Annotated in this window: 21 protein-coding genes; 10 read left to right on the top strand and 11 right to left on the bottom strand. The window is 66.2% G+C overall.

The window, feature by feature from the left end; translation table 11 throughout:
- Nucleotides 1–5 precede the first annotated feature (5 nt).
- A complete protein-coding gene (locus ASC95_RS13745; RefSeq protein WP_162250773.1) occupies nucleotides 6–905 on the bottom strand; it encodes a diacylglycerol kinase family protein in 900 nt (299 codons plus the stop codon).
- A 121-nt stretch (nucleotides 906–1,026) separates the two neighbouring features.
- On the opposite strand from ASC95_RS13745, the gene ASC95_RS13750 reads away from it, so the two are divergent.
- Nucleotides 1,027–2,217 carry a GGDEF domain-containing protein gene (locus ASC95_RS13750; protein ID WP_057298231.1) on the top strand — a complete coding sequence of 397 codons (1,191 nt, stop codon included), beginning with the start codon at nucleotides 1,027–1,029 and terminating at the stop codon, nucleotides 2,215–2,217.
- A 3-nt stretch (nucleotides 2,218–2,220) separates the two neighbouring features.
- On the opposite strand, the gene ASC95_RS13755 is transcribed toward ASC95_RS13750, so the two are convergent.
- Nucleotides 2,221–2,817: a YdeI family protein gene (locus ASC95_RS13755; protein WP_057298232.1), complete on the bottom strand. Its 597-nt coding sequence runs from the start codon at nucleotides 2,815–2,817 to the stop codon at nucleotides 2,221–2,223.
- Between the two features lies 1 nt (nucleotide 2,818).
- Nucleotides 2,819–3,400 carry a TMEM175 family protein gene (locus tag ASC95_RS13760; protein WP_057298233.1) on the bottom strand — a complete coding sequence of 194 codons (582 nt, stop codon included), beginning with the start codon at nucleotides 3,398–3,400 and terminating at the stop codon, nucleotides 2,819–2,821.
- Between the two features lie 50 nt (nucleotides 3,401–3,450).
- Between ASC95_RS13760 and ASC95_RS13765 the strand changes: the two genes are divergently transcribed.
- The 4 genes from ASC95_RS13765 to ASC95_RS13780 all read left to right on the top strand — a co-directional run bounded on the left by ASC95_RS13765 (nucleotide 3,451) and on the right by ASC95_RS13780 (nucleotide 7,229).
- The gene (locus ASC95_RS13765; RefSeq protein ID WP_235537914.1) at nucleotides 3,451–4,440 is read left to right on the top strand and encodes a transglycosylase SLT domain-containing protein; all 990 of its coding nucleotides are present in this window, start codon (nucleotides 3,451–3,453) and stop codon (nucleotides 4,438–4,440) included.
- Between the two features lie 91 nt (nucleotides 4,441–4,531).
- Nucleotides 4,532–5,683, top strand: coding sequence for a GGDEF domain-containing protein (locus tag ASC95_RS13770; RefSeq protein ID WP_057298234.1), 1,152 nt, complete (start codon nucleotides 4,532–4,534; stop codon nucleotides 5,681–5,683).
- Between the two features lie 158 nt (nucleotides 5,684–5,841).
- Nucleotides 5,842–6,684 (top strand): ankyrin repeat domain-containing protein, encoded by an 843-nt coding sequence (locus ASC95_RS13775; RefSeq protein ID WP_157256287.1) that lies wholly within the window; start codon nucleotides 5,842–5,844, stop codon nucleotides 6,682–6,684.
- Nucleotides 6,681–7,229 carry a DUF4124 domain-containing protein gene (locus ASC95_RS13780; protein WP_057298236.1) on the top strand — a complete coding sequence of 183 codons (549 nt, stop codon included), beginning with the start codon at nucleotides 6,681–6,683 and terminating at the stop codon, nucleotides 7,227–7,229. Before ASC95_RS13775 ends, ASC95_RS13780 begins: the two co-directional genes overlap by 4 nt.
- Nucleotides 7,230–7,267: 38 nt before the next feature.
- Here the strand turns inward: ASC95_RS13780 and ASC95_RS13785 are convergent, their stop codons facing one another.
- Nucleotides 7,268–8,428, bottom strand: a complete 1,161-nt coding sequence (locus ASC95_RS13785; protein WP_057298237.1) for an ATP-binding protein — start codon at nucleotides 8,426–8,428, stop codon at nucleotides 7,268–7,270.
- Between the two features lie 119 nt (nucleotides 8,429–8,547).
- Entirely contained in the window at nucleotides 8,548–11,838 is a 3,291-nt protein-coding gene (icmF, locus tag ASC95_RS13790; protein WP_057298238.1) for a fused isobutyryl-CoA mutase/GTPase IcmF, read from the bottom strand.
- Nucleotides 11,839–11,988: 150 nt separating this feature from the next.
- Here icmF and ASC95_RS13795 point away from each other — a divergent pair, with 150 nt between their 5' ends.
- The gene (locus tag ASC95_RS13795) at nucleotides 11,989–13,962 is read left to right on the top strand and encodes an OPT family oligopeptide transporter (protein WP_057298239.1); all 1,974 of its coding nucleotides are present in this window, start codon (nucleotides 11,989–11,991) and stop codon (nucleotides 13,960–13,962) included.
- Nucleotides 13,963–13,971: 9 nt separating this feature from the next.
- Here ASC95_RS13795 and ASC95_RS13800 read toward each other — a convergent pair whose 3' ends face one another.
- The 3 genes from ASC95_RS13800 to ASC95_RS13810 form a co-directional block, all read right to left on the bottom strand.
- Nucleotides 13,972–15,864: a hypothetical protein gene (locus tag ASC95_RS13800; RefSeq protein ID WP_057298240.1), complete on the bottom strand. Its 1,893-nt coding sequence runs from the start codon at nucleotides 15,862–15,864 to the stop codon at nucleotides 13,972–13,974.
- Nucleotides 15,861–17,576: a molecular chaperone HscC gene (locus ASC95_RS13805; RefSeq protein ID WP_057298241.1), complete on the bottom strand. Its 1,716-nt coding sequence runs from the start codon at nucleotides 17,574–17,576 to the stop codon at nucleotides 15,861–15,863. Before ASC95_RS13805 ends, ASC95_RS13800 begins: the two co-directional genes overlap by 4 nt.
- Before the next feature lie 91 nt (nucleotides 17,577–17,667).
- Nucleotides 17,668–18,345: a Bax inhibitor-1/YccA family protein gene (locus ASC95_RS13810; protein WP_057298242.1), complete on the bottom strand. Its 678-nt coding sequence runs from the start codon at nucleotides 18,343–18,345 to the stop codon at nucleotides 17,668–17,670.
- 105 nt (nucleotides 18,346–18,450) lie between these two features.
- On the opposite strand from ASC95_RS13810, the gene ASC95_RS13815 reads away from it, so the two are divergent.
- From ASC95_RS13815 to aceK, 4 genes are all read left to right on the top strand, one after another.
- A complete protein-coding gene (locus ASC95_RS13815; protein WP_057298243.1) occupies nucleotides 18,451–19,335 on the top strand; it encodes a LysR family transcriptional regulator in 885 nt (294 codons plus the stop codon).
- A gap of 81 nt (nucleotides 19,336–19,416) precedes the next feature.
- Nucleotides 19,417–20,595 carry an isovaleryl-CoA dehydrogenase gene (locus tag ASC95_RS13820; RefSeq protein ID WP_057298244.1) on the top strand — a complete coding sequence of 393 codons (1,179 nt, stop codon included), beginning with the start codon at nucleotides 19,417–19,419 and terminating at the stop codon, nucleotides 20,593–20,595.
- Nucleotides 20,596–20,620: 25 nt separating this feature from the next.
- A complete protein-coding gene (gene can / locus ASC95_RS13825) occupies nucleotides 20,621–21,298 on the top strand; it encodes a carbonate dehydratase (RefSeq protein WP_057298245.1) in 678 nt (225 codons plus the stop codon).
- A gap of 13 nt (nucleotides 21,299–21,311) precedes the next feature.
- The gene (gene aceK / locus ASC95_RS13830) at nucleotides 21,312–23,075 is read left to right on the top strand and encodes a bifunctional isocitrate dehydrogenase kinase/phosphatase (RefSeq protein ID WP_057298246.1); all 1,764 of its coding nucleotides are present in this window, start codon (nucleotides 21,312–21,314) and stop codon (nucleotides 23,073–23,075) included.
- A 62-nt stretch (nucleotides 23,076–23,137) separates the two neighbouring features.
- Here the strand turns inward: aceK and ASC95_RS13835 are convergent, their stop codons facing one another.
- The 3 genes from ASC95_RS13835 to ASC95_RS13845 all read right to left on the bottom strand — a co-directional run bounded on the left by ASC95_RS13835 (nucleotide 23,138) and on the right by ASC95_RS13845 (nucleotide 25,419).
- Nucleotides 23,138–23,860 carry a hypothetical protein gene (locus tag ASC95_RS13835; RefSeq protein WP_157256289.1) on the bottom strand — a complete coding sequence of 241 codons (723 nt, stop codon included), beginning with the start codon at nucleotides 23,858–23,860 and terminating at the stop codon, nucleotides 23,138–23,140.
- Nucleotides 23,861–23,888: 28 nt separating this feature from the next.
- On the bottom strand, nucleotides 23,889–24,554 hold the full coding sequence (locus tag ASC95_RS13840) for a hypothetical protein (RefSeq protein WP_157256291.1): 666 nt from the start codon (nucleotides 24,552–24,554) through the stop codon (nucleotides 23,889–23,891).
- A gap of 193 nt (nucleotides 24,555–24,747) precedes the next feature.
- Complete coding sequence (locus tag ASC95_RS13845; RefSeq protein WP_157256293.1) at nucleotides 24,748–25,419, bottom strand: hypothetical protein; 672 nt, start codon at nucleotides 25,417–25,419, stop codon at nucleotides 24,748–24,750.
- Nucleotides 25,420–25,821 lie beyond the last annotated feature (402 nt).

A 25,821-nucleotide genomic window follows, 5' to 3' on the forward strand; every position in this document is an offset into this window, starting at 1 on the left:
CGCCATCATCGCGCGCGGACGACGCTGAGGGCCTGCGTCAGCACGCGCACGGCGATGTCGGTGGCGGACGGCAGGGGCTCGCCGTCCACGGCCAGCGGCACGAGCGCGGGGCTGGTCAGGTGCAGGATCTTGAAGCGGCTCAAACTCACCTTGGCATGACGCAGGTGCAGCCCGGTCAGCAGCAGCGGCATCATGGCCAACGCGCCCAGCCGCCCGAAGGCGGCGACGCGCAGCAGCTGCAGCTCGCCGTCGTCCACGCGCGCGCCGGGTGCAGCCGGCATGCCGCTGCCATAGCTCGGCGTGTTCAGGCTGGAGGCGAACAGCATCGGCCCGTCGCTCAGCAGCTGGCCATCGGCCTCGACGCGCATCGGGTAGACGCGCAGCCGACCAATCTCGTTGAGCGTGGCCCACAGATAGCGCGGCTGGCCGCGCAGCCAGTTCGGCGCGGCCTGGGCGCGGATGGCGATGGCCGCGTCGAAGCCGGCGGTCAGGCTGGACATGAAGAGCTGGGCGCCGCCTTCGGCCGTTGTGATCTCGCCCAGGTCCATCGCTGCGGCCGGCGCGCGCTGTGCGTGGGCCAAGGCCTCGCGCCAACCCATGCGCGCCAGGCCGAGTGCGCGGGTCAGGTCGTTGCCGGTGCCGCCGGGCAGGATGGCCAGCTGCAGCCGGCGTGCGACCAGGGCCGGCAGCAGCTGGTGCACGGTGCCGTCGCCGCCGGCGACGATGACGCGGCTGCCTTCGGGCAGGGCCAGCAGGCGCTGACGTGCGGCGGCGACGTTCTCGGGCAGCACCAGTGGCACGCCGGGGAGGGCCTCCCGCAGCGGGGCGGCGAGGGCGGCACAGCGGCCGTTGGCGGCATGCGGGTTCAGCAGGCACAGCGCCGGGGTCAGGGCAGAGGCGATCACGCCGGGCATTGGATTCTGCGGCGCGCCCTCACGCCATCGGCGCAGACCCTGCGGCGCAGTGTGCCGGCTCTGTCTACACTCGTGTTACAACTCAACACAACCAACGAGGCGCTGCTCGCGCATGTCGCTGCACATCCCCACCCTGGTGCTGATGCTCGTGCTCGGATTCGGGCTGCTGACGCTGCAGCTGTGGATGGCCGGGCGCGGCGCACTCAGCCGCGGCGAGCTCAAGCGCCTGGGCTGGGCGGGGCTGGCCTTCAGCATCGGCTTTGCCTTCTTTGCGCTGCAGCCCTGGCTGCCCGGCTGGGCCGTGCTGCTGGGCGGCAACTGGCTGCTGATGGCGGGCCTCGCCGGTTTCGCGGCGGCGGTGTCGCGGCATCTGCTGAACCGCGGCCTGCCGGTTTGGCATCACGGGTTGCTATTGCTTGCAGCCTTGGCCGTGCCGGCGGTGCTGGACGTGTCGCAGCCGGTGCGTGCTGGCGCGATGTCGGCGGCCATGGGGGCGCTGCTGCTGCCGGCCACCCTCGCGTCGCTGCGGCTGGGCTGGCGCGGCGAGACGAGTTTTCGCGTCGTCTCGCTGATGCTGCTGCTGGCCAGCCTGGCGCTGTGGCTGCGCGTGGGCTTTGCCGCGTGGTGGCTGCGCGCCGGGCCGGCCGACGCTGAGCGCTGGCAGGCCTGGAGCGGCGCCATCTTCATGCTGGCCTTCATGGCGATGCTGGCGGCGGGATTCGGATTCGTGCTGGCGAATTTCGAGCGCATGGCCAGCCAGATGCGCAAGCTCGCCAGCGTTGACGGGCTGACCGGTGCCGTCAACCACAACACGACGGTGTCGCTGCTGGCGCATGCGATGGAGCGCGGCCGCCGCGAGGGCCAGCCGGTCGGCTTCGTCATGCTGGACCTGGACCACTTCAAGCGCGTCAACGACCGGCATGGCCATGCCGTGGGCGACCAGGTGCTGAAGGCCGTCGCGGCCTGCACGCGCTCGCGGTTGCGGGGCTCCGACGTGCTCGGGCGCCTGGGCGGCGAGGAGTTCGGCCTCGTGCTGCCTGCCACCGGTGCCGCCGGCGCCAAACATCTGGCCGAGCAGGTGCGCCTGGCCGTGGAGGCATTGGAACTGCAGGGCGACGGCGGCATGCCGCTGCGCGTGACGCTGTCCGCGGGCGTTGCCGAAGCGGCCAAGAGTGACACGCCCGAAACGCTGATGCATCTGGCCGACAAGGCCCTCTACCAGGCCAAGCAGAAGGGTCGCAACCGCGTCGTCGTGGCGGATGACTGGATGCGCAATTCAACCTTGCAGTCCGTTGTCGGCTAGGCCTCAACAGTCTTCATACTTCCAGTTGCGCGACTTGCCTTCGGCCAGCCACTCCACCGCCTGGGCGATGCGCTTGGCGCGCGTGTCCTCGCGTTTGGCTTCCAGCACCCATTCGAGGTAGTCGCGCTGCTTGCTGGGCGTAAAGGCGTCGTAGTGCTGCTCGGCTGCCTTCACCTTGGCCAGCGCCGCGGCGAAGTCGTCGGGCATCTCGAGCTGGGGTCGCGGCTCGCGATTGGGTTTGGCGGCGCGCGGCGCGCCGGCCCGCAGCAATGCGGCAGCCGCATTGATCTGCTTGCGCAACTCGGTGCGGCTGGGCAGGTCGGCCAGGGTCGTGATGCGGCCGAAATCGCCCATGGCACCGGGCTGGCCGGGTGTCGCGCCCTCGCGCTCCCAGAAGCCGAAGGTGCAGTGCGCCTTGAAGGCCGACATGCCGCAAAGCAGCTTGTCATCCAGCGTGAAGTGCGGCCGGCTCCACTTGATGGTCTCGACGACGTCGGGGCAGGCTGCGTGCACGTCCTCGCGCAGCCGCGCAAGGATGGGCCGGGCGAACTCCGGCACGCCGGCCAGATAGGTGTCGATGCGTGGGTCGAGGGTGGGCATTTCACTCACTCCTGTTCAAGTGGTGCTCGATGCGCCGGTCCGGGATCAGCCACAGCGCCGCGGCGATGGCGTAACCCGCCAGCGACAGACCCACGTGCACGAAGGCCAGCGCGATGGACACCAGGTAGATGACCGGCGAGAGCTTGCCCTTCCAGTCCTTGCCCAGCGCCTGGGCCAGCACGGTGTTGTTGCCGGGGATGCAGACCAGGGCCCGCTGCAGCAGCATGTAGGCCAGGGCGGCCATCACCAGCACGCCGCCGTAGACGGCCACCGGCAGAGCCGCGAAATGGTTCTCGCCCATCCAGCCGGTGGCAAAGGGCAGCAGCGACAGCCAGAACAGAAGGTGCAGATTCGGCCAGAGCACGCCGCCGCTGATCTTGTGCACGGCATGCAGCAGATGGTGGTGGTTGTTCCAGTAGATGCCAACGTAGATGAAGCTCAGTACATAGGACAGCAGCACCGGCCACAGCGGCTGGAGAGCTGCCCAATCGCTGCCATGGGGCACCTTCATCTCCAGCACCATGATGGTGATGATGATGGCGATGACACCGTCGCTGAAAGCTTCGAGGCGGGTCTTGTTCATTCAGACGAGTCTAGACTTCCGGCCCCTGCACCTCCCCTCCGGACTGACCCTTGCGACGCCTGCTGCTGCCCCTGTTGTTCGCCGCTTCGACGAGCTGGGCCCAGCTGCCGTCGCTAACGCTGGAGCAGCTGCCGCGCCCGACCATGCCACCGGGCGAGCGCGGGCCGGTCGTGCCGGCCCAGGTGGAGCGCTGGCGCCTGGAGGCCAAGGCGCTGGAATACGGCGACGGTGTCCGGCGCGACGAAGTGGCGGCTGCCAAGCTGTATTGCCGCGCCGCCCGTTATGGCGACGCCGAAGCCCAGTTCAGCCTGGGCTGGATGCTGACCAATGCGCGCGGCATCCAGCGCAACGACGCCGAAGCCGCTCACCTGTTCGCCGCCGCGGCCGAGCAGGGCATGGAGCAGGCGCAGAACATGCTGGAGCGCATGGGCGGCACGCCGCTGGGCGACCCGCCGCCCTGCCTGCGCCCGCCCGAGACCGACCCGCCGGTGGCCGCCGCCGCCCTGCCACCCGCTGCGCGCAATGCCAAGCCGCTGTCGCTGTGGGCCACGCTGCCGCTGCCTCAGAACGCCCCGCCGGCCATCGTCAACTACGTGAAGCTGCTGGCGCCCGAATACCAGCTCGCGCCGGCCCTGGTGCTGGCGGTCATGGCCACCGAGTCCAACTTCGACCCGCTGGCCGAGTCGCCCAAGCGGGCTCAGGGCCTGATGCAGCTGCTGCCCGAGACGGCGGCGCGCTTCAATGTGATCCGGCTGCGCGACCCGTCGCAGAACATCCGTGGCGGCATGGCCTATCTGCGCTGGCTGCTGGCCTATTTCGAAGGCGACGTGATGCTGGCCGTGGCCGCCTACAACGCCGGCGAGAGAGCCGTGGACCGCTACCTCGGCGTGCCGCCCTATGCCGAGACGCGGCTGTATGTGCGCAAGATCATGGCGGCCACCGGCGGCCAGCGCCTGCACCCCTTCGATGCCAAGGTGACCGGCGCCTCGCCCATGCTGATGCGCGTCAAGGCCGCCATGCAGAGCCTGCAGGCGCGCTGACTTCCGTGAGAACAATCACGGCGCGTGCGCGCCGCCCGTGGGCGCTGTCCTGTGAAGCGGGCATCGTGCTTGCGGTTGAACCCAGCCCAATATGGAACCCCTGCACGCCGACACACTGCTGCGCGTCTTCCAGCTCGTCACGACGATGCTGGCCCTGGCCACGGTGGGCGGCGCCTGGCATCTGAAGGGCGAGCGCGCGTTGTGGTTCTGGGCCGGCGCTTTCGCGGCATCGGCGTTGACCCAGGCGGCGCGCGTGGCCTTCATCGCCATGGGTGCACCGCGCACCTTCTGGGCGGTGGGCCATCTCGGCAGCACGCTGTCTGCGCTGATGGTGCTGCTCGGCCTGCGCGTCTACCTTGGCCTGCCGCTGCGCTGCCGCTGGCCGCTGGTGCTCACGGGCCTGGCCTGCATCGGCTCCTTGGCGCTGACGGCCTGGACGGGCCAGTTCTGGCCTTCGATCACTTTGACGATGCTGGTCTCGGCCGTGTTGACCATGCCCGCGGCCCATGCGGCGCTGCAGGCATGGCGGGAGCAGCGCGGCTTTCCGCTGGGCCTGCTGGCGGCCGACCTGATCGTCAGCGCCATCATCGAGGTGGCGCGCGGCCTGGCCGTGTCGCCCCTGATCGCCCAAACGCGGGCCGAGCTGGTGCAATACAACTCGATCGGCCTGTTCGCCGTCATTGCCCTGCTCATCGGCCAGGCCCTGGCCATGTTGCTGCTGCTGCAGGACCGTGCGCTGCGCCAGATCGAGCGCCTCATCGAGATCGACGTGCTGACCGGCCTGCTGAACCGGCGCGGCTTCGACGAGCGCCTGCGCCGCCTGCTGCAGCGCGGTGTCGACCATCCGCCGGTGCTGACCCTGCTGGACGTGGATCACTTCAAGCGCATCAACGACACCCACGGCCACGCGGTCGGCGACGCCGTGCTCAGCGGCATCGGTGCCCGCCTGCACGACACCTTGCGGCCGCTGGACCTGGCGGTGCGCCTGGGCGGCGAGGAATTCGCCGTCATCTGGCTCAAGCCCGAGGCCGGCGGTGAACTGCGCCTGGGTGAGCGGCTGCGCGAGGCCATCGGCGGCCAGCCCTTCGAGACGGCGGCCGGCCCGCTGATCGTGACGGTCAGCGTCGGCGTAGCCCAGGCCCTCGCGCCCGACGAGGCCCCCGAGGCCTTGTTCAGCCGTGCGGATGCGGCTCTTTACGAGGCCAAGCGCGCGGGGCGCGACCGGGTCGTGCTGGCGCGCTGACCCCGCTTTTGGGGGAGTCTAGGGGGTGGCATCGAGTCTGGCGCCCTGCTTTGAAAAAGTGCTGCTGCACAATCCGCCCCGCCTAGAAAAGCAGGGGAGAAACAGTGGAGCGGGATGGCATCAATTGGCTGGGGATCGGTCTGCGCGCAGCGGCCTTGGTGGTCACCATTTCGCTCCTGACCTGGTGCAGCATGGCGCGGCGCAGCACCCAGGACGTCGCTGGCCTCGGACCCGAGCTGCGCGAGATGATGTTGATGAACGGCATGGCCGACGCCAGCGGCATGATCGACATCGACAAGACGGCCAAACGCGTGGGCGCCGTTGGGCTGAACCGCCTGCTCTACGACAACGCGGGCACCGGCAGCCTGCCGGCGCTGCGCTGGATCGCCAACCACGGGGCCGAGCCCCGTAATGTCGGCGCGCTGGACAAGGGCACGCTGCTGCAGCAGGCCGCTGCCAAGCCGACGCTGGACCGGCTGAAATTCTTCATCGAAGAGCTCAAGCTCGACCCCCGGCAGGAAACGCCCGACCATGTAGGCGTCATGCACCTGGCGGCACGCAACGGCGCGGATGCCCAGACGCTGGTGTTCCTGACTAGCCGTGGGTTGAGCATCAACGCGCCCGACATCGGCGAGCGCCTGCCCATCCATTACGCGGCGCTCAAATCCATCGGCCCGCTGGTGTCGGCCGGCGCTGACATCAACGCGCTGGACGGCCTGGGGCGCACGGCCCTGCACTGGGCCGTCGAGGAAGGGCGGCACGACGCGGTGGCGGAGCTGATCCGCCTGCAGGCCTCCGTCTTCACGCAGGACCGCCAGGGCAACACGCCGCTGCACCTGGCCGCGGTCGGCAATTCCGACGCCATCGTCGATACCCTGCTCGCCGCCGGTGCGCCCAAGGCCGCGCGCAATGCCGACGGCCTGACGGCGCGCGAGTATCTCGAGAAGTCCCGCTACAAGCGCCGCTACAGCAACGGCGGCGACCGGGAACAGAAACTGTGACCCTTGCCCGCGCAGGCTGGGCCGCGCTGGCCCTGGTGTCGCTGGTCGGCACGGCCCGGGCCGACGGCGGCGGGGTCTACAAATGCCGCAAGCCCGACAGCACCGTTGTCTTCAGCGACCGACCCTGCCCCGAGGCCGAGTCCACGCAGATTGCGCGCGCCGGGCCCAAGGCTCCGGAGGCCAGCCAGTTCATGAGCCCGCGCTGCCTGCGCCTGCGCGAACAACTTCGCCAGGGTGAGGGCGACATGGACGAGGGCATGCGCCAGCAGCTCGACTATCGCTACCAGCGCGACTGTTATGCCGAAGAGCAGGAGGCCAACGACAAGGTCAGCCGCCTGATGGAAGACGTGCGCACCCGCTCCATGCAAGAGCGCCGTGCGCTGGCCGAGGCCAAGGCACGGCAGGAGCGCGAGTTCGCCCAATGCGTGGAGCTGCGCACCAGCCTGCGCGCCCGCCGTGCTCGCGAGGCCGAGATGACGGCGGGTGAGCGCGCCGACCTGGAGCGACTGTCGGCCGCCTTCGAGCAGCGCTGCCGCGGGCTGTAGGCCGCGCATCGGTGAACCGGTGGCGTGCGGCGCTCGCGCTACAGGCTGGACAGCGCCTGTGCGATGCCGTCCACACCGATCACTTCCACGCCGTTCTTCATCGGGAAGGGCCGCGCGATTGGCGCCACGACGTAGGCAGCGTCGAGCTTCAGATCGTCAATGGCGACCCAGAAGCCCTTGGTGACCGTGGGCGCGGACGAGAACTTGATCTCGAAGCCGAGAGTGCGCGTGCCGTTGCTCACCACCACATCCATCTCCGTGCCGGCCGCCGTGCGGTAAAAGCCCAGGCTGGCGCTCTGTGGCAGTGTGGCGGCGATCTGCTCGATGACGAAGCCTTCCCAGGATGGACCGACGATGGGGCTGCCTTGCAGCATGTCAAGGTCAGGGATGGCCAGCAGCGCATGCAGCAGGCCGCTGTCCCGGACATACACCCTGGGAGTCTTCACGAGGCGTTTGCCCACGTTGATCAGGTGGGGCTCCAGGCGGCGAACCATCATGGTGTCCACGAGCGTGTCGAGGTACCGGCCGGTGGTGGCGTGGGATGCACCGCCCAAAGACTGTCCGAGCATGGAGGCGTTGAATGGCTGGCCCTGGAGGTGTGCCAGCATCCGCCAGAACCGGTGCAAGGTTTCGGCCGCCACGTTGACGCCGAACTGTGGGAGGTCGCGCCGAAGGAAGGTCAGGATGAAGTCCTGGCGCCAGACATGGGACATCTCGTCGTTCGGCGCCAGCAGGCTCAGCGGGAAGCCTCCGCGCATCCATAGCGTCTGCAGGCTCATCAGGTCGGTCGCGGCCTCGGCAGCCAGCAATGGCGCCAATTCCAGGTAGCCTACGCGGCCCGCGAGCGACTCCGAGCCTTGGCGCAGCAGCGGCCCGGACGCTGAGCCCAGCAGCAGGAATCGTCCCGGGCGGCGCTTTGCATCGATCTCGTGGCGCAGGTAGGCAAACAGGTCGGGCGCGTTTTGCACCTCGTCGATCACCACCAAGTGATCGCGATGGCGGGCGAGGAAGACTTCCGGCTCGCTGATCTGGGCCAGATCCAGGGGACGTTCCAGGTCCAGCCATTCGGCGTCCGGGAAGCTGGCCGCGACTTCGCGGGCCAATGTCGTCTTGCCGACCTGCCGGGCACCAAGCAGCACCATGCCGGGATAGAAATTCAACCGTTCACGCAGCTTGGACGCGATCAATCTTGAAATCATCCTTGCATTTTGATCGGCGAGTGATCAATTTGCAATGATTATTCGTGCGTGGGGATGGTCGATGTCATCTTGATTGCAGATTGAGCGCGGACCGTCAATCTGCAGGGACACCGCCCTTCTCACATGCTGCGCCGGTACTGCCCGCCCACCTCGAACAGCGCGCCCGTGATCTGGCCGAGGGAACAAACCCGCACGGCTTCCATCAGCACATCGAACACATTCCTGTTCTCGATGACGGCCTGCTGAAGCCGGGCCAGCATGGCCGGCGCCTGGGCCGCATGGCGGGCCTGGAACTCGGCCAGCCGCGTCAGCTGCGACTGCTTCTCTTCATCAGTCGAGCGCGCCAGCTCGATGTGCTCAGGCACCGTCTCGCCCTTCGGGTTGCGGAAGGTGTTGACGCCGATGATGGGGTACTCGCCGGTGTGCTTGAGCATCTCGTAGTGCATCGACTCTTCCTGGATGCGGCCGCGCTGGTAGCCGGTCTCCATGGCGCCGAGCACGCCGCCGCGCTCGCTGATGCGCTCGAACTCTGTCAGCACCGCCTCTTCGACCAGCTCGGTCAGCTCGTCGATGATGAAGGCGCCCTGTGACGGGTTCTCGTTCTTGGCCAGGCCCCACTCGCGGTTGATGACGAGCTGGATGGCCATCGCGCGGCGCACGCTTTCGTCGGTGGGCGTCGTGATCGCCTCGTCGTAGGCGTTGGTGTGCAGCGAGTTGCAGTTGTCGTAGACGGCGATCAGCGCCTGCAGCGTGGTGCGGATGTCGTTGAAGGCGATTTCCTGCGCATGCAGGCTGCGGCCCGAGGTTTGCACGTGGTACTTCAGCTTCTGCGAGCGCTCGTTGGCGCCGTAGCGGTCGCGCATGGCGACGGCCCAGATGCGGCGGGCGACGCGGCCGAGCACCGTGTACTCCGGGTCCATGCCGTTGCTGAAGAAGAAGCTCAGGTTGGGCGCGAAGTCGTCGATGTGCATGCCGCGCGCCAGATACGCCTCCACGAAGGTGAAGCCGTTGGACAGCGTGAGCGCCAGCTGGCTGATCGGGTTCGCACCTGCTTCGGCGATGTGATAACCGGAGATCGACACCGAGTAGAAATTGCGCACGTTGTGGTGCACGAAGTATTCGGCGATGTCGCCCATCACCTTCAGGCTGAACTCGGTCGAGAAGATGCAGGTGTTCTGGCCCTGATCTTCCTTCAGGATGTCGGCCTGCACGGTGCCGCGCACATTGGCCAGCACCCAGTCCTTGATCTTGGCGGCTTCGTCGGCCGTCGGCTCGCGGCCGTTGTCTGCCTTGAACTTGGCGAGGTTCTGGTCGATGGCCGTGTTCATGAACATGGCCAGAATGGACGGCGCGGGGCCGTTGATGGTCATCGACACCGACGTGGTCGGGCTGCACAGGTCGAAGCCGTCATACAGCACCTTCATGTCGTCCAGCGTCGCGATGCTCACGCCGCTGTTGCCGACCTTGCCGTAGATGTCGGGCCGCGGCGCGGGGTCGGCGCCGTAGAGCGTCACCGAGTCGAAGGCGGTGGACAGACGCTTGGCGGGCATGCCCTCGCTGACCAGCTTGAAGCGGCGGTTGGTGCGGAAGGCGTCGCCCTCGCCAGCGAACATGCGCGTCGGGTCCTCGCCCTCGCGCTTGAAGGCGAACACGCCGGCGGCGTAGGGGAAGCTGCCGGGCACGTTCTCCAGCATCAGCCATTTCAGCAGTTCGCCGTGGCATTCGTAGCCGGGCAGCACGACCTTGCGAATCTTGGTGCCGGAGAGGCTTTGCGTGACGAGCGCGGTGCGGATCTCCTTGTCGCGGATCTTCACGACGTACTCGTCACCGGCATAGGCCTTGACCATGTCGGGCCACTGCTGCAGCAGCTGGCGGGCGTCGCCGTCAAGCCGCGCGCGGCGTTGCTCGGCGAGGTCGGCCAGCGCGGTGCGGGCGCCCTGCTTGTCGGGGTTGGCGGCCTCCAGCATGGCGCGGCTGGCTTCGAGCTGCTGGATTTCGCGGGCCAGCGCGGCCTGCTTGCGGGCGCGGGCCTTGTAGCTGCGCACGGTGTCGCTGATGTCGGCCAGGTAGCGCACGCGGGCGGCCGGCACGATGGGCGTCTGGTGCGTGCTGTGCCGCGTGTTCACAAGGGGCAGGCGGCCGTCGCTCAGCTTCAGGCCGAGTTCGCCGAGCCGGGTCTTCAGCGCCTGGTAGAGCGCGGTCACGCCGTCGTCGTTGAAACGGCTGGCCATGGTGCCGAACACCGGCATGGTGTCGGGCATCACGGTGAAGGCCTCGCGGTTGCGTTGCACCTGCTTGCTCACGTCACGCAGTGCGTCCAGCGAACCCTTGCGGTCGAACTTGTTGATGGCGACGAACTCGGCGAAGTCCAGCATGTCGATCTTCTCGAGTTGGCTCGCGGCGCCGAACTCGGGCGTCATCACATACATCGGCACGTTCACCAGCGGCACGATGGCCGCGTCGCCCTGGCCGATGCCACTCGTCTCCACGATGACGAGATCGAAGCCGGCGACCTTGGCCGCGGCGATGACGTCGGGCAGGGCAGGGGAGATTTCCGAGCCGAAGTCTCGCGTCGCCAGCGAGCGCATGAAGACGCGTGCACCGCCGCCCCAGGGGCTGATCGCGTTCATGCGGATGCGGTCGCCCAGTAGCGCACCACCGCTCTTGCGGCGCGATGGGTCGATGGAAATCAGCGCCACGCGCAGCGCATCGCCCTGGTCCAGGCGCAGTCGGCGGATCAGCTCGTCCGTCAGGCTGGACTTGCCGGCGCCGCCAGTGCCGGTGATGCCCAGCACGGGCGTCTTGATGCGCTTGGCCTGGTCGCGCAGCGCGTCGACGATGCCGGCGTCGGCCTTGCCGTTCTCCAGCGCAGTGAGCAACTGGGCCAGCGAGCGCCAGGCGGCTTCGGAGTGGCCGGTGATGGCGGACAGGGACTTGGGCGCATGCACGCTGAAGTCCTGGTCAGCCTTCATGACCATCTCGCCGATCATGCCTGCCAAGCCCATGCGCTGGCCGTCCTCGGGGCTGAAGATGCGCACGCCATGCTCGGCCAGCTCGCGGATCTCGGCGGGCACGATGACGCCGCCGCCGCCGCCGAACACCTGGATGTGCTCGCCGCCGCGCTCCTTCAGCAACTGCACCATGTACTTGAAGTACTCGACATGACCGCCCTGGTAGGAGCTGATGGCGATGCCCTGGGCATCCTCCTGCAGCGCCGCGGTGACGACTTCGTCCACCGAGCGGTTGTGCCCGAGGTGGATGACCTCGGCACCCATGCCCTGCAGGATGCGCCGCATGATGTTGATGGCGGCGTCATGCCCGTCAAACAGGCTGGCGGCGGTGACGAAACGGACCTTGTGGGTCGGGCGGTACTCGGCCAGCGCTTTGTAGTCGCTAGAGAGGTCGGTCATGGCTGTCTCCTTGCTCGGCGCGGATTCTAGGTCGCCAATTGACGTTAACGTCAATTGAGCGTCGGTCTAGGGTTATCCGGATCGGCCGGGCATGCAGGCTGCCACGATGATGCGCACCTCGCCAGACCCGGCGTTTCACCCCTCGTCGCAATGAGCACCTCATCGCCTGCCACCCTCAAACTGGGCACAGAACTGACCTTGCGCGGCATCGTGCTGGGCATCCTGATCACCCTGGTCTTCACGGCCGCCAACGTCTATTTCGGCTTGAAGGCCGGCCTGACCTTCGCGACCTCCATCCCGGCCGCCGTCATCTCGATGGCCCTGCTGCGCCGCGCGGCGGGCAATTCCATCGGCGAGACCAACATCGTGCAGACGATTGCCTCGTCGGCCGGCACGCTGTCCTCCATCATCTTCGTGCTGCCGGGCCTGGTCATGATCGGCTGGTGGACGGGCTTTCCGTACTGGATGTCGACGACGCTGTGCGCCCTCGGCGGCGTGCTGGGCGTCATGTACTCCATCCCGCTGCGCCGGGCGCTGGTGACGAATTCACCGCTGCCCTATCCGGAAGGGGTGGCCTGTGCCGAGGTGCTCAAGGTCGGCCATGCCGCCGACAGCGGCGAAGCCAACCGCCAGGGCCTGGCGGCCATCGTGGCCGGCGCCGTGGTGTCGGCCGGCTTCAGCATCGTTGTGGCCACCCAGCTGTTCGCGGCCAACCTGGCGCAGTACTTCCGCCTGCCGGGCGGCGAGAAGAGTGGCACGACGGGGTATGACCTGAACTTCAGCTTCGCGCTGCTGGCCGTGGGCCATCTCGTCGGCTTGTGGGTAGGCATCGCCATCCTGGTCGGCGCCTGCATCGCCTGGCTGGGCGGCGTGCCCTACCTGACCTCGGGTGTCGACGGTGCCGCGGAAGCGGTCGCTCTGTTCGCCTGGAGCAAGAAGGTGCGCTTCATCGGCGCCGGCTGCATTGCCGTCGCGGCGATCTGGACGCTGGTCAAGCTGGCCAAGCCGGTCGTCGCCGGCCTGCATTCGGCCGCCATGTCGGCGCGCGTGCGCAAGGCCGGCAAGGCCGACACCCTGCCGCGCACCGAGCAGGACATCCCCATCGGCACCGTTGGCCTGATCACGCTGGCCTGCATGCTGCCCATCGGCTTCATGCTGTCGAGCTTCGCCACGTCGGCGGGCCTCGGCGACCAGCTCGGCCTGCTGGTTGTCGGCGGCGTCGTCTACGTCGTGCTGATGAGCTTCTTCGTCGCGGCGGTGTGCGGCTACATGGCCGGCCTGATCGGTTCGTCCAACAGCCCGCTGTCGGGCGTCGGCATCCTCGTGGTCATCGGCGTGTCGCTGCTGCTGGCGCTGGTCGTCAAGCCCATGCTGCCGGCCTCCACCGGCCAGGCGCTGGTGGCCTTTGCGCTGTTCGTCACGGCGGTGGTGTTTGCGGTGGCGACCATCTCCAACGACAACCTGCAGGACCTTAAGACCGGCCAGCTGGTGGACGCCACGCCCTGGCGCCAGCAGGTCGCGCTGATCATCGGCGTCGTCGCCGGCGCGGTCGTCATCCCGCCGGTGCTGGACCTGTTGAACCAGGCCTACGGCTTCGCCGGCGCGCCGGGTGTCGATCCGAAGAAGGCACTGGCCGCACCGCAGGCCGCGCTGATCTCGGCACTGGCCAAGGGCGTCATCCAGGGCGACCTGAACTGGAACCTCATCAGCATCGGCGCCTTGATCGGCGTGGCCTGCATCGTTGTCGACGAGGTCATGAAGCGCGTCTCGGGCGGCAAGGCCCACCTGGCGCCGCTGGCTGTCGGCCTGGGCATCTATCTGCCCATGAACAGCACGCTGATGATTGTCGTTGGCGCCGTCGCCGGCTGGTGGTTCGACCGTCGCGCCTCTTACAAGCGCGACCCCGCAGCCACCCGCCAGCTCGGCGTGCTGCTGGCCTCCGGCCTGATCGTCGGCGAGAGTCTGCTGGGCGTCATCCTCGCCGCCATCGTCGTGTTCTCCGGCAACGGCGCGCCGCTGGCGCTGGTGGGGGAGAGCTTCGCGACGGCGGGCCAGGTGCTGGGCTTGCTGGTCTTCGCGGGCGTGGGTGTGGCGCTGTACGCCTGGCTGCTCAGGCGCGGCTGAGCGGCCGCTTCAGTCCTTGGCGCTGAACTTGCGAGAGGAATCCGGAGAGGGAGCCGGCTCACTCCCCGGCGAGCGCAGCGTCAGTGACGCTGCTTGACTTTGCCCGTTGCGCAGGATGCGGAACATGTAGGGCGTGGTGAGGGCGTCTTGCAAGGGCGGGTTGCTGACGACGCAGTGCCTGACCTCGCCGGGGTACGTCAAGGGCAGTTGGTAGCTGCCGGCCATGCAACCAAGGACCATGTCGCCCGGCTGCAGCGTGCCGAAGCTGTTGCTTGTCCGCTCGCCGACGTGGGCCACGACGACGGCGGAGTCCTGGCGCCTGAAAGTGACATGGCCCAGCTGGACGTTGGCCTCCGTGCTCGGGCGCGACACCGGGGGTGGTGCCGGGGGCGGCATGGGTAGCATGGCCGCCGCTCTCAGAGCCTCTTCGACAGCGGCTGCGTTGGCGGCCGTGCGCGCCAGCCCTTGCGGCGGCGGCATCACCAGTGCCGCGGTGGTGCTATGGCCGCGGCGCATCACGTGGAAGACGTAGGTAACGATACCCGTTTTCGGGTCCACGCTCTTGGCAGTGCCGCATGCGGCGGATTCAAGTGCAAAGGTGAACGGCACGCGTTTGTCGATCGTCGCGCAGCCTACCACCCGGTCCCCAGGCTGCAAGGTCGATCGGCCTCGCGCGCTGCCCTTGTCCACCTCGTCCACCGTGATCTGGTCGCTGGTCCGGTTGAAGGTGACGTTGCCCAGGAAGGCGAATTGGGCACCGGCGGCCTGGGGCTGAGGCGATGGTGCCTGGGAAAGCGGGGGAAGGTCCCGGTACAGCGGCGCCGGGATGGTCGTGCCGGATCCGAACTGCGATCCCTTAGACGGGTCCAGGGCCGAGTCCGGCCACGGGTTCGTGGGCGGGCCGCTGGGCATGGTGCTCTGCGGGCGACCCAGGCCGGGCGGCGGTCGGTAGCCGGGCGTCGAGCCGCCGCCGAGCAACTTGGCCAGCATGAACACGACGAAGAGCCCGATGAGCCAGGGTGTCAGTGCAGGCTTTGGCTTCCAGCCGCGATCCAGCGTGGTCAGCGGCTCGGCCGGCGACGTGGACAGGACCGGGGCCGCAGGCTCTTCAGGAGGCAGTTTGGAGAACCAAGTGTTGATGTTGGACTGCGAAGTGACAAGGCGCAGCCAGTTGGGGTAGCGCTGGACGAGAAGTTGCACAAAGTGCAAGTCTTCTCGCAGTAGCGTCGATGACGGGAGTTCATCGCGGCGCAAGCGCTTGATGACGCGGTCGAGTCGATCCAAGTTGCCAATAGGCTGGTCAAAGAAAATCAGCTTCTCGTTGATCGCCGCGTCCAGCGCTGCGCCGAGTTGCCCAAAGACGCGCAGGTGGCTGCGGTCGCTCTCCCAATGGAAGACCTCGCAGGCCGGGCCGAATAGGAACTCATGACCGGGCTGCCAGCCGTTCATGATGCGATGGGCGACCTGCAGTTCGAACAGCGTGCGAGCTTCCAGGTTGAGCAGCCGGTCGTCGGCGAGTGCGCCCTGCAAGGCGGCGGTGGCCTCGGCCTCGTCCTTGAAGCCCGCGTCGGCACGAACGGCAAAGCCCAGGAACATGGCTCGGGCCAGTTCGGCGCTGTCTGGCGGTGCGAAGCCGGCGCTCGCCGTGTTCGACGATGGCTGCGAAGGCTCGACTTCCGGGGTGGGGGCGGCGTCGCTGGCCTGGGCTTCCTGTCGCGCGATGCCGCGCAAGGCCAGTTCATAAGCCTCGCGCAGTTCCTGGAAGGCGTTCAGCTGGGTCGCCTGGTCGATCTGCTTGACCTGCTGGGCATAGGCGCGGCGCACGCTGCGCGCATCAGCGTCAGGCCGCAGTCCCAACGTGGCCAACGCCGCAGCGAGGCCGGCGTCGACCGGGGCGTTCATGTCGGCTCCCGGTCCAGTGCGCTATGCCGCTCCAGCGCATCCAGCAGCTGGCTCAGCGCGCGCCTGCCAGGCGCGATGACGCGGTCGTCCTGGCCAGCCAGCATGCGCTCGAACCCCAGGACTTGAAGGCCGAGGTGCTCGCGCTCCATGCCGCGCAGCTGCTCGTAGAGTCGCTCGGCGCGGGCCAGCACCGTGCGGTTCTCGAGCTGGTCGCGTGGATGGATCTTCAGCTCGGCCATGGCGCGCAGCAGCTCGGCGATCTGGCCTTCGCTGAGCAGGCCCGGGTTGCCTTGAATCAACAGGCCGCTGGTCTCTTGCGTCTTCAGCACCGTCGCATCGATCTGCAGCAGGCCATTCACGTCGTAGGTGAAGCGCACGTCGACGGCGCAGTCCTGCACCGCCGCATTGGGCAGCTCCACGCTCAGGCTGCCAAGGTGGATGTTGTCGCGCACCATGCGCGACTCGCCCTGGTAGATCTGCAGGTCGAGTTGGGACTGGCCCAGGGCCTGCGGGATGTAGCGCTTGACGCGGCTGATCGGTACCGTGCTGTTGCGTTCGATGATGGGATCGAAATGCCCCTGCGAGACGGAGCGTTGGTCCAGCCAGATGCCAACCTCGACGCCCAGCGAATACGGCGCCACGTCCGTCATGACGATCTCGTTCAGCGCTGCGTCCCTGGCCTTGAGCCCAGCCTGCACGGCCGCGCCCAGCGCGACGACCTGGTCGGGATCGAGTTCGGTCGACGGGAAGCGGCCGAACATCATCGTGACGAGACGGCGCACCAGTGGCATGCGGGTGGCGCCGCCGGCCAGCACGATGCTGTCCAGGTCGCTGCTGCGCAAGCCGGCATCACGCAGGGCACGCTCCACGGGCAGGCGAAGGCGCTTGAACAGCGGCGCGCAGGTCTGCTCCAGCAGGGCCTCGTCGATCGTCAACGCGTGCTCGGCGTCACCATGGCGCACCTGGATGGTGGCCGAGGCCTGCAGGCTGAGCAGGCGTTTGGCGGCCTCGGTCTGCGCGCGCAGCCGGGCCATGAAGGTCTCGTCCTTGCGCAGCCCTGCGGTCAGCTGCAGCCGTTCGAAGAAGGCGTCGATGAGGCCGTTGACGAAGTCCTCGCCGCCCAGGAAGTTGTCGCCCGCCGAGGCCCGCACCTCCATGACGCCGTCGAACAACTCCAACACGGATACGTCGAAGGTGCCACCGCCGAGGTCGAAGACGAGAAAGCGCGACTCCGCCTCACGCTGGTGCAGGCCATAGGCCAGTGCGGCGGCGGTGGGCTCGTTCAGCAGCCGCTCAACCTTGAGGCCGGCGATCTGCCCGGCCGCTCGCGTGGCCTTGCGCTGCGCGTCGGAGAAGTAGGCCGGCACCGTGATGATGGCTTCGGTGACCGGCTCGCCGAGGAAGGCCTCGGCGTCGGCCTTGAGCGCCTTCAGGATCAGTGCCGACAGCTCCTCAGGCCGGAACTCGCGCTTGCCCAGGCGCGTCAGCCGGCTGCTGCCCATGTGGCGCTTGAACAGTGCGGCGGAGAGCTCAGGGTGGGTCTGCAGCCGCTCCACGGCCGCGCGGCCCACCAGCACGGTGCCGTCCGCGTCCAGGCTGATGCAGGACGGCGTCAGGACTTCGCCCAGGCCGTTCTTGATGAGTTGCGCCTGACCATCGCGCCAGACGGCGACCAGGCTGTTCGTGGTTCCAAGATCAATGCCGACGATCACTGAGGCCTCCCCGCCCACTTTTTTGTGGCGGGGATGCTAATGCGGTCGTCGCCTTTCCCGCGCCCGCGTGATCCCGCGAGCGCGGGGAGGTTCAGTCGTCCGAGCCGGCGAAGCCGAACAGGTGCAGCAGGCTCGTGAACAGATTGAAGATGGACACGAAGAGGCTGACGGTGGCGAGCACGTAGTTGGTCTCGCCGCCGTCGACGATCTGCTTGGTCTCGAACAGGATCAGGCCGGCCGACAGCAGGGCCACGACGGCGGAGACGGTCAGCGCCAGGGCCGGAATCTGGAAGAAGATCGCCGCCAGGCCTGCCAGCACCGCAACGACCATGCCGGCGAACAGGAAGCCGCCCATCCATGACAGATCACGCTTGGTGGTCGTGGCATAGGCCGACAGCGCCAGGAACACGGCGCCGGTCGCGCCGAGCGCCAGCATGACGGTCTGCGCGCCGCCGGGCAGCGCCAGGGTGCGTGTCAACAGCGGGCCGAGTGTCCAGCCCATGAAGCCGGTCAGCGCGAAGACGAGGCCGACGGCGGCGCCGCGGTTCTTCAGCTTGTGGATGCCGAACAGCAGGCCGAAATACGCAACCAGCGTCAGGATGATGCCGGGCGCCGGCAGGCTGAAGGCCACGGCCGCAGCAGCGACAGCGGCGCTGAACAACAGCGTCATCGACAGCAGCGCATACGTGTTGCGCAGCACCCGATGGGCGGTGCCGCGGTCGAGGGCGCCGCCGTGGGGCATGGCAATGGCGATGGGACGGGTTTGCATGGCAGACCTCCGGTTTGAAAGAACACGGGCAGGGTACGTAGGCAAGACACCAAATAAAAGCAGAGAATCGCGAAGCATTGCTTCGGGATAACTTGCTGATTTGCCATGAGTCTGAGCTACAGCTACCGCCATCTCTACTATTTCTGGGCCGTTGCCAAGGAGGGCGGGTTGACGCGGGCGGCCGAGAAGCTGGGGCTGTCGGTGCAGACCGTCTCGACCCAGGTGCGTGAGCTGGAGCAGGCCCTGGGTGCGGCGCTGCTCAAGCCGGCTGGCCGGGGCCTGACGCTGACCGAGGCGGGGCGCGCGGCGCTGGACGTGGCCGACCAGATTTTTTCGCTGGGCCAGACCCTGCCCGAGCGCGTGCGCGAGGCGGTGGACGTGCCGACGGTGCGCCTGGCCGTCGGCATCTCGGACGGCCTGCCCAAGCTCGTCGCGCACCGCCTGCTCGCGCCCATCCTCGACACACCGCAGCTGCGCCTGCTCTGCCACGAAGATGAATTCGATGACCTGCTCGGCGACCTCGCCCTGCATCGCCTGGACGTCGTGCTGGCCGACCGCCCGGCGCCGCCCAACCCCAACCTGCGCGTCTACAGCCATTCGCTGGGCAGTTCGCCCGTTGCCTGGTACGCCCACCCGCGCTGGGCCGAGGCGGCGGCGCGCGACTTCCCCGCGTCGCTGGCCGACGTGCCGCTGCTGCTGCCGACCTCCCACGCCGCGCTGCGCCCGCGCCTGGACCAGTGGCTGACCGAGCACGGTCTGCGTGTGCGCGTGACGGGCGAGTTCGAGGACAGCGCCCTGCTGGCCACCTTCGGCAGCGAGGGCCTGGGCGTGTTCCCGGCCGCAACGGCAGTGAACGACGCACTCACTGGCCGCTACGGCGTCGTCAACGTCGGCCTGGCCGACGGGCTGGCCGAGCAGTTCTACGCCGTGGGCACCGACAAGAAGATCAGCCACCCGCTGGTGCGCAAGCTGCTGCCCCAATCAGCCTGATAGGCTCGCTTGCTACAGTTGACGTTTACGTCAATCAAGAGGGCTCGGCCGCCTTGAAGCCGGGCTGACAGGAGACTCCCCATGAATCTGCCCGGCCTGAACTTCCAACTCGGCGAAGACATCGACGCGCTGCGTGACGCGGTGCGCGCCTTCGCCGACGAGGAGATCGCCCCGCGCGCGGCCGAGATCGACCGCAGCGACCAGTTCCCCGTGGACCTGTGGCGCAAGATGGGTGACCTGGGCGTGCTGGGCATCACCGTGCCCGAGGAGTACGGCGGCGCCAACATGGGCTATCTGGCCCATATGGTGGCGATGGAAGAGATCAGCCGCGCCAGCGCCTCGGTGGGCCTGAGCTATGGCGCGCACAGCAATCTGTGCGTGAACCAGATCAAGCGCAACGGCAACGACGCCCAGCGCCGGAAGTACCTGCCCAAGCTGATCAGCGGCGAGCATGTCGGCGCGCTGGCGATGAGCGAGCCGGGCGCCGGTTCGGACGTGCTGAGCATGAAGCTCAAGGCCGAGGACAAGGGCGGCTTCTACGTCCTCAACGGCAACAAGATGTGGATCACCAATGGCCCCGACGCCGACACGCTGGTGGTCTACGCCAAGACTGAACCGGAACTGGGCGCGCGCGGCGTGACGGCCTTCCTGATCGAGAAGGGCATGAAGGGCTTTTCCATCGCACAGAAGCTCGACAAGCTCGGCATGCGCGGCTCGCACACCGGCGAGCTGGTGTTCCAGGACGTCGAGGTGCCGGCCGAGAACGTGCTGGGCGCGGTCAACGGCGGCGCCAAGGTGCTGATGTCGGGCCTGGACTACGAGCGCGCCGTGCTGACTGGCGGGCCGCTGGGCATCATGCAGAGCGTCATGGACAACGTCGTGCCCTATATCCACGACCGCAAGCAGTTCGGCCAGAGCATCGGCGAGTTCCAGCTCATCCAAGGCAAGGTGGCTGATATGTACACCGTGCTGCAGGCCGCACGCAGCTTTGCCTACACCGTGGCCAAGAACCTCGACATGCTGGGCGCCGAGCATGTGCGCCAGGTGCGCAAGGACTGCGCCTCGGTGATCCTGTGGACCGCCGAGAAGGCCACCTGGATGGCCGGCGAAGGCGTGCAGATCTTCGGCGGCAACGGCTACATCAACGAGTACCCGCTGGGCCGCCTCTGGCGTGACGCGAAGCTCTACGAAATCGGCGCGGGCACCAGTGAGATCCGCCGCATGCTGATCGGCCGGGAGCTGTTTGCCGAAACCATGTGAAACGCCAGCCCGCGACAATGACCGCATGACGACCGCGACCAACCACGAACTGCAGGACCTGCTCGACAACAACAAGCGCTGGGCCGCCGACACCGAGGCCCGCGAGCCGGGCTTCTTCTCCAGCCTGCTCAAGCAGCAAACGCCGCAATACCTTTGGATAGGCTGCGCCGACAGCCGCGTGCCGGCCAATGAGCTGGTGGACTTGCTGCCGGGCGAACTGTTCGTGCATCGCAACGTCGCCAACGTCGTCGTGCACTCGGACCTGAACTGCCTGTCCGTCATGCAGTTCGCGGTGGACCAGCTCAAGGTGCGCCACATCATCGTCGTCGGCCACAGCAATTGCGGCGGCGTGCGCGCGGCGCTCTACGACATCCGCACCGGTCTGGCCGACAACTGGATCCGCCACGTGCAGGACGTGCGCAACGACCACCTGGCTTGGCTGGACAGCCTGCCCGAGGCCAAGCGCGTCGATGCGCTGTGCGAGCTGAATGTGCTGGAGCAGGCGCGCAATGCCTGCCAGACGACGGTGGTGCAGGACGCCTGGCAGCGCGGCCAGGAGATCGTCGTGCATGGCTGGGTTTACGGCCTGCACAACGGCCTGCTGGAGGACCTGCAGCTCACGGCCACCAGGGCCGAGGATGTGGAGCCGTCCTACCGCCGCGCGCTGGAACGCGTCAAGGCGCGCTACGCCACAGTGGCCTGAATAGAGTCGGGGCATGTTCCCGACCCAGCTCACGGACTCGCGCGCCTTCGACATCGCCCAGGCCCTGCTGGGTGGTTTCGATCGCCACTACAAGCTCTTCCGCGCGACGTCCGCCGAGGCCAAGGCCCGTTTCGAGCGCGGCGACTGGGCCGGCCAGCAGCGCGCCCAGGCGCTGCGCATTGAGTTCTACGACGCCCGCGTCGCGGAGGCCACCGAGCTGCTCGAGCAGCGCTTTGCCGCGTCAACGCTGCGGATGGACGTCTGGCAGCAGGTCAAGCTGCACTACATCGGCCTGCTGACCAACCACCACCAGCCCGAACTGGCCGAGACCTTCTTCAACTCGGTGTGCACGCGCATCCTGCACCACGCCTATTTCCACAACGACTTCATCTTCGTGCGTCCGGCCATCTCGACCGAGTACATCGAGAACGACGAGCCCGGAGCGACCCCGACCTACCGCGCCTACTATCCGGCGCCGGACAAGCTGCGCGAAACCCTCCAGCGCGTCATCACCAACTTCCAGCTGGACGGCGAGTTCGCCCACCTCGATGCCGACGTCGACCGGGTGCTGGCCGCCGTCGCGCGGCGCCTCGGCGAGTTCCGCTGGCGCGCTAACTTCCAGCTGCAGGTGCTGTCCAGCCTGTTCTACCGGAACAAGGGCGCCTATGTCGTTGGCAAGATCATCAACGGTTTTACCGAGACGCCGTTTGCCCTGCCCATCCTGCGTGACGACGACAGCGGGCGCTTCTTCATCGACGCGGCGCTGTTCGGCGAAGACGATCTGCTGATCCTGTTCAGCTTCGCCCGCGCTTACTTCCTCGTCGACATGGAGGTGCCGAGTGCGTACGTGCAGTTCCTGCGCTCCATGATGCCGAGGAAACCCCGCTCCGAGATCTATTCGGCGCTGGGCCTGCAGAAGCAGGGCAAGAACCTTTTCTACCGCGACTTCCTGTACCACCTGCGCCATTCATCGGACAAGTTCCGCATCGCGCCTGGCATCAAGGGCATGGTCATGCTGGTGTTCGACCTGCCGAGCTGGCCCTTCGTCTTCAAGGTCATCAAGGACTTCTACCCACCGCAGAAGGACACCACGCGCGAGCTGATCCAGAGCAAATACCTGCTGGTGAAGAGCCACGATCGCGTGGGCCGCATGGCCGACACGCTGGAGTACACGCGGGTGGCCTTCCCGCGGCATCGCTTCGAGGAAGAGCTCCTCGATGAGTTGAAGCACTTCTGCGGGAGCCTCATTGAAGAGAACGGCGACGACCTCGTCATCCGCCACCTCTATATCGAGCGCCGCATGGTGCCGCTCAACATCTACCTGCAGGACGCCACGCCCGAACAGGTGGAGCGCGTCGTCATCGAGTATGGCAACGCCATCAAGGACCTGGTGGCGGCAAACATCTTCCCGGGCGACATGCTATGGAAGAACTTCGGTGTGACCCGCCACGGCAAGGTCGTGTTCTACGACTACGACGAGATCGAGTACCTGACCGACTGCAACTTCCGCCGCGTGCCCGAGCCGCGCAACGAGGAGGAAGAGATGTCAGGCGATGTCTGGTACAGCGTCGCGCCGCGCGACGTCTTCCCCGAGACTTTCGCGCCCTTCCTGCTCGGCAATCCGAAAGTGCGCGAGGCTTTCATGCGGCATCACGCGGACCTGCTGGACGCCGGCTTCTGGCAGGGCCACAAGGCCCGCATCCTGGCAGGGCATGTGCATGATGTGTTTCCCTATGACCAAGCGCGACAGTTCGCGCGGCACAAGTTTGTTTCGTGACCGGCACACCCGCGGAGACCCATTGGCGCGGCCCGCACGAGGCGGCGCGTAGAACAGCCCTGTCATTTGACTGCTCCGTTTCCATTGGGGCAGGCCTCCGCGGACAGGATTCTCTCGATACTATCGAGCCCGGCTTGGGAATCATCGCCGGGGTTGATGTGATACCACTTGCCCTTGGCTGCGTGTAGTTTTCCGCCGCGCACCTCCAGGCTTTCTCCCTGGCTGACGTAGTCCGCGAAGCGATCGCTGATGGCGATTCGCCGAAGCATGAGCAAATAGGTTCTGCCGTCGTCGAAGCTAGTGCCGTGCGTATTCCAGACCCGGAGCAATTCACCCTGATCAAAAACTTCGCCTCCCTGGCGTAGAACGTTGACGGCTTTTTCCGGATCGAACGATGCATTCCCTTTCAGTTTTCTAGTGATGGTGAACGGGGTTTTGGTAATGATGTCGGCCTTGTCCGCCGTCAGGGCGGAAACAGGGATTCCCGCTTTCGCGACGACAACTCCGTCGACACCGCAGACGTCATCGTGCAGATATTGCTCATCCAGGTTTTTGAACGAATTGCGCTTTTCGCCGGACCTGATCGGGTGCGCCACCAGGGCCATCGAGCGCCCGCGCACTCCATCCGGAAACTTGTCGGCTTCGTGAAGGTTCTGCCTCTTGAAGACGCGAATGCCGAAGTAGTTGGAGGCCCAGGCCAACTCGCTTTCGTCCCAGACTGCATCCGCAGCCGCAAGTGCGGAACTCGTGGCTAGAACCAGTATTGCAATTAAATTCATTTTCATGGAACCGCTGAGCAAATAGTCGCTCTCTTCATTCGCACCCTTTCTGTTCCAGGGATTCCTGGACCATGGCCTTTGCCCGAGTCAGAGTCGTGCCGGGCTTGAACGGCGACCAACCAGGTGCGGGATAGATGGTCCCATTTGAAATCTCTAGCAGATACGGAGTTCCCACAAAGATCTTCTTGTTCTTGTCATTCGCAGAGTGCATGATCATCAGATAGTGGCGCCCCTTGACATAGGCTGCCTGAGGATTGCCGAGACGAATGATTTCTCCCCTGTATTCGACCTCCCCACCTTCGACGAGAAGGTCGAAGGATTGCACCTTCGACCCAGGCTGCACGCTCCAGCTATCAACAAGCTTGAAACGCAGCTTCGTGAAAATGCCGATCTCATCTTTTCCGATGAAAGATCTGGAATTTTGAAGCTCAGCTACGCCAAATACGGCATAGCGGCAAGCGTATGAATGCAACGCTTCTTGGACGGGGTCCTGTATTTCACCTGGCAGCACAGGCGGCTCTGGAACTGACGAATAGGTAGTCCCGCGAACGCCATCGGGATGCCTGCCCTGGAAGAACCTGTCCAGTTTCAGTTTCCTGGATCTGGGGAGCAACGGTGCTGTTATATCTTGGTCATTGTAATCAACGGTTAACGGCTCATCGGCTGCTATCACTGAGGTGGCAGCCATCGTCAACAGCACGGCGATTAACGATCTTCTTTGGAACATAGTTCGAACCATCTTTTGGTGATGATGTCGACTGCAGCGCCTTCAGATGAGCAGGGGTGCGATCGAACAGATGAGAGTGTTTAGCGGATCACAGGGCTTAAGCCTGAACGACGCTGCTAACGACTGAGCTTCGTGCGGTGACTAGAAAGCCACTTTGCAGGCTTTTTCATTCGCACCCCTTCTGTTCCAAGGCTTCTTGAGCCGATGCTTTAACCCTGCTTAGACTCATTCCATCAAATGGCGTCGCGCTATACGGTGCTCGGATGATTCCATTTGAAACCTCAAGCAGACGTGGAAGCTCGACAAAATAGTTTTTCTCGGCGTTCTCCGTATCGCCTTGAATGATCATCAGGTATCGACGGCCCTTGACGTAACTGGTAAGAGGATCGCCTAGACGGAACATCTCCCCCTTGTGCATCACCTCCCCGCCTGGAATGATCAGGTCGAAGAATTGGTCCTTCGGGATTGAACCCGCCTTCCAGTTATCGACAATCTTGAAGCGCAACTTGGTGAGAATCCCAATCTCATTCTTTCCAACGAACGATTTGGCACCCTGGAGATCGGCCACGCCAAATATGGCATAACTGCACGCGTAATGACGCAGAGTTTCTAGCCCGTGGTACATCATAGGCTCCGGAGGGTGGGAGTAAGTAAATCCTCGCGCGCCGTCGGGATGCCTGCTTTGGTGATTGCTCAGTTTAAGATCTGGATCCCCGCCATAAAATTTCACTGCATTTTCTCGATCCCTGTCGTCAATAGTCAAATCCGAATCGGATGCATTAACTGAGGCGCCCGTCGCCAGCAACAGTACGGCGATTAACAATCTTCTCTTGGACATGGTTCAATCCATCTCTTGGTGACAATGTCAACTGCACTGCCCTCAGCTGGGACAGGGGCGTGGTCGAAGAGCTGAGAAGTGTTTGGCGGATCACAGGGGGGGGCAGCCTCTGCCGAGCTACTCCTGTCGGGGCACGTGCACGATGCATTTCCCTATGACCGAGCGCGACAGTCCGAGAGGCAGAGGTTGTTTCGTGACCGGCACACCCGCCGAGACCAATTGGCGCGGACCGCACGAGGCCGTGCGAACGTCATAAGCGCAGCGCTTGGCAACACCCACGCCAAAACTACCTGGGTCCGAATGACGCCCCGCTGCCGCTAGCTATTGCGTGGATGCTGTGTCCGCCATCGTCGCAGCCGATCAGTCCTGCAAGCAGCAGGCTTGCGAGGGGCTTATGCAGCC

The organism is Pelomonas sp. Root1217 (assembly GCF_001425705.1).
GTDB lineage: Bacteria > Pseudomonadota > Gammaproteobacteria > Burkholderiales > Burkholderiaceae_C > Pelomonas.

What these genes read in the sequence shown, in the direction of transcription:
- icmF (WP_057298238.1), bottom strand. Translation starts at nt 11,838, where the DNA reads ATGACCGACCTCTCTAGCGACTACAAAGCGCTGGCCGAGTACCGCCCG.
- ASC95_RS13845 (WP_157256293.1), bottom strand. Translation starts at nt 25,419, where the DNA reads ATGTCCAAGAGAAGATTGTTAATCGCCGTACTGTTGCTGGCGACGGGC.
- ASC95_RS13760 (WP_057298233.1), bottom strand. Translation starts at nt 3,400, where the DNA reads ATGAACAAGACCCGCCTCGAAGCTTTCAGCGACGGTGTCATCGCCATC.
- aceK (WP_057298246.1), top strand. Translation starts at nt 21,312, where the DNA reads ATGTTCCCGACCCAGCTCACGGACTCGCGCGCCTTCGACATCGCCCAG.
- ASC95_RS13750 (WP_057298231.1), top strand. Translation starts at nt 1,027, where the DNA reads ATGTCGCTGCACATCCCCACCCTGGTGCTGATGCTCGTGCTCGGATTC.
- ASC95_RS13755 (WP_057298232.1), bottom strand. Translation starts at nt 2,817, where the DNA reads ATGCCCACCCTCGACCCACGCATCGACACCTATCTGGCCGGCGTGCCG.
- can (WP_057298245.1), top strand. Translation starts at nt 20,621, where the DNA reads ATGACGACCGCGACCAACCACGAACTGCAGGACCTGCTCGACAACAAC.
- ASC95_RS13770 (WP_057298234.1), top strand. Translation starts at nt 4,532, where the DNA reads ATGGAACCCCTGCACGCCGACACACTGCTGCGCGTCTTCCAGCTCGTC.
- ASC95_RS13835 (WP_157256289.1), bottom strand. Translation starts at nt 23,860, where the DNA reads ATGAAAATGAATTTAATTGCAATACTGGTTCTAGCCACGAGTTCCGCA.
- ASC95_RS13785 (WP_057298237.1), bottom strand. Translation starts at nt 8,428, where the DNA reads ATGATTTCAAGATTGATCGCGTCCAAGCTGCGTGAACGGTTGAATTTC.
- ASC95_RS13815 (WP_057298243.1), top strand. Translation starts at nt 18,451, where the DNA reads ATGAGTCTGAGCTACAGCTACCGCCATCTCTACTATTTCTGGGCCGTT.
- ASC95_RS13800 (WP_057298240.1), bottom strand. Translation starts at nt 15,864, where the DNA reads ATGAACGCCCCGGTCGACGCCGGCCTCGCTGCGGCGTTGGCCACGTTG.
- ASC95_RS13810 (WP_057298242.1), bottom strand. Translation starts at nt 18,345, where the DNA reads ATGCAAACCCGTCCCATCGCCATTGCCATGCCCCACGGCGGCGCCCTC.
- ASC95_RS13795 (WP_057298239.1), top strand. Translation starts at nt 11,989, where the DNA reads ATGAGCACCTCATCGCCTGCCACCCTCAAACTGGGCACAGAACTGACC.
- ASC95_RS13820 (WP_057298244.1), top strand. Translation starts at nt 19,417, where the DNA reads ATGAATCTGCCCGGCCTGAACTTCCAACTCGGCGAAGACATCGACGCG.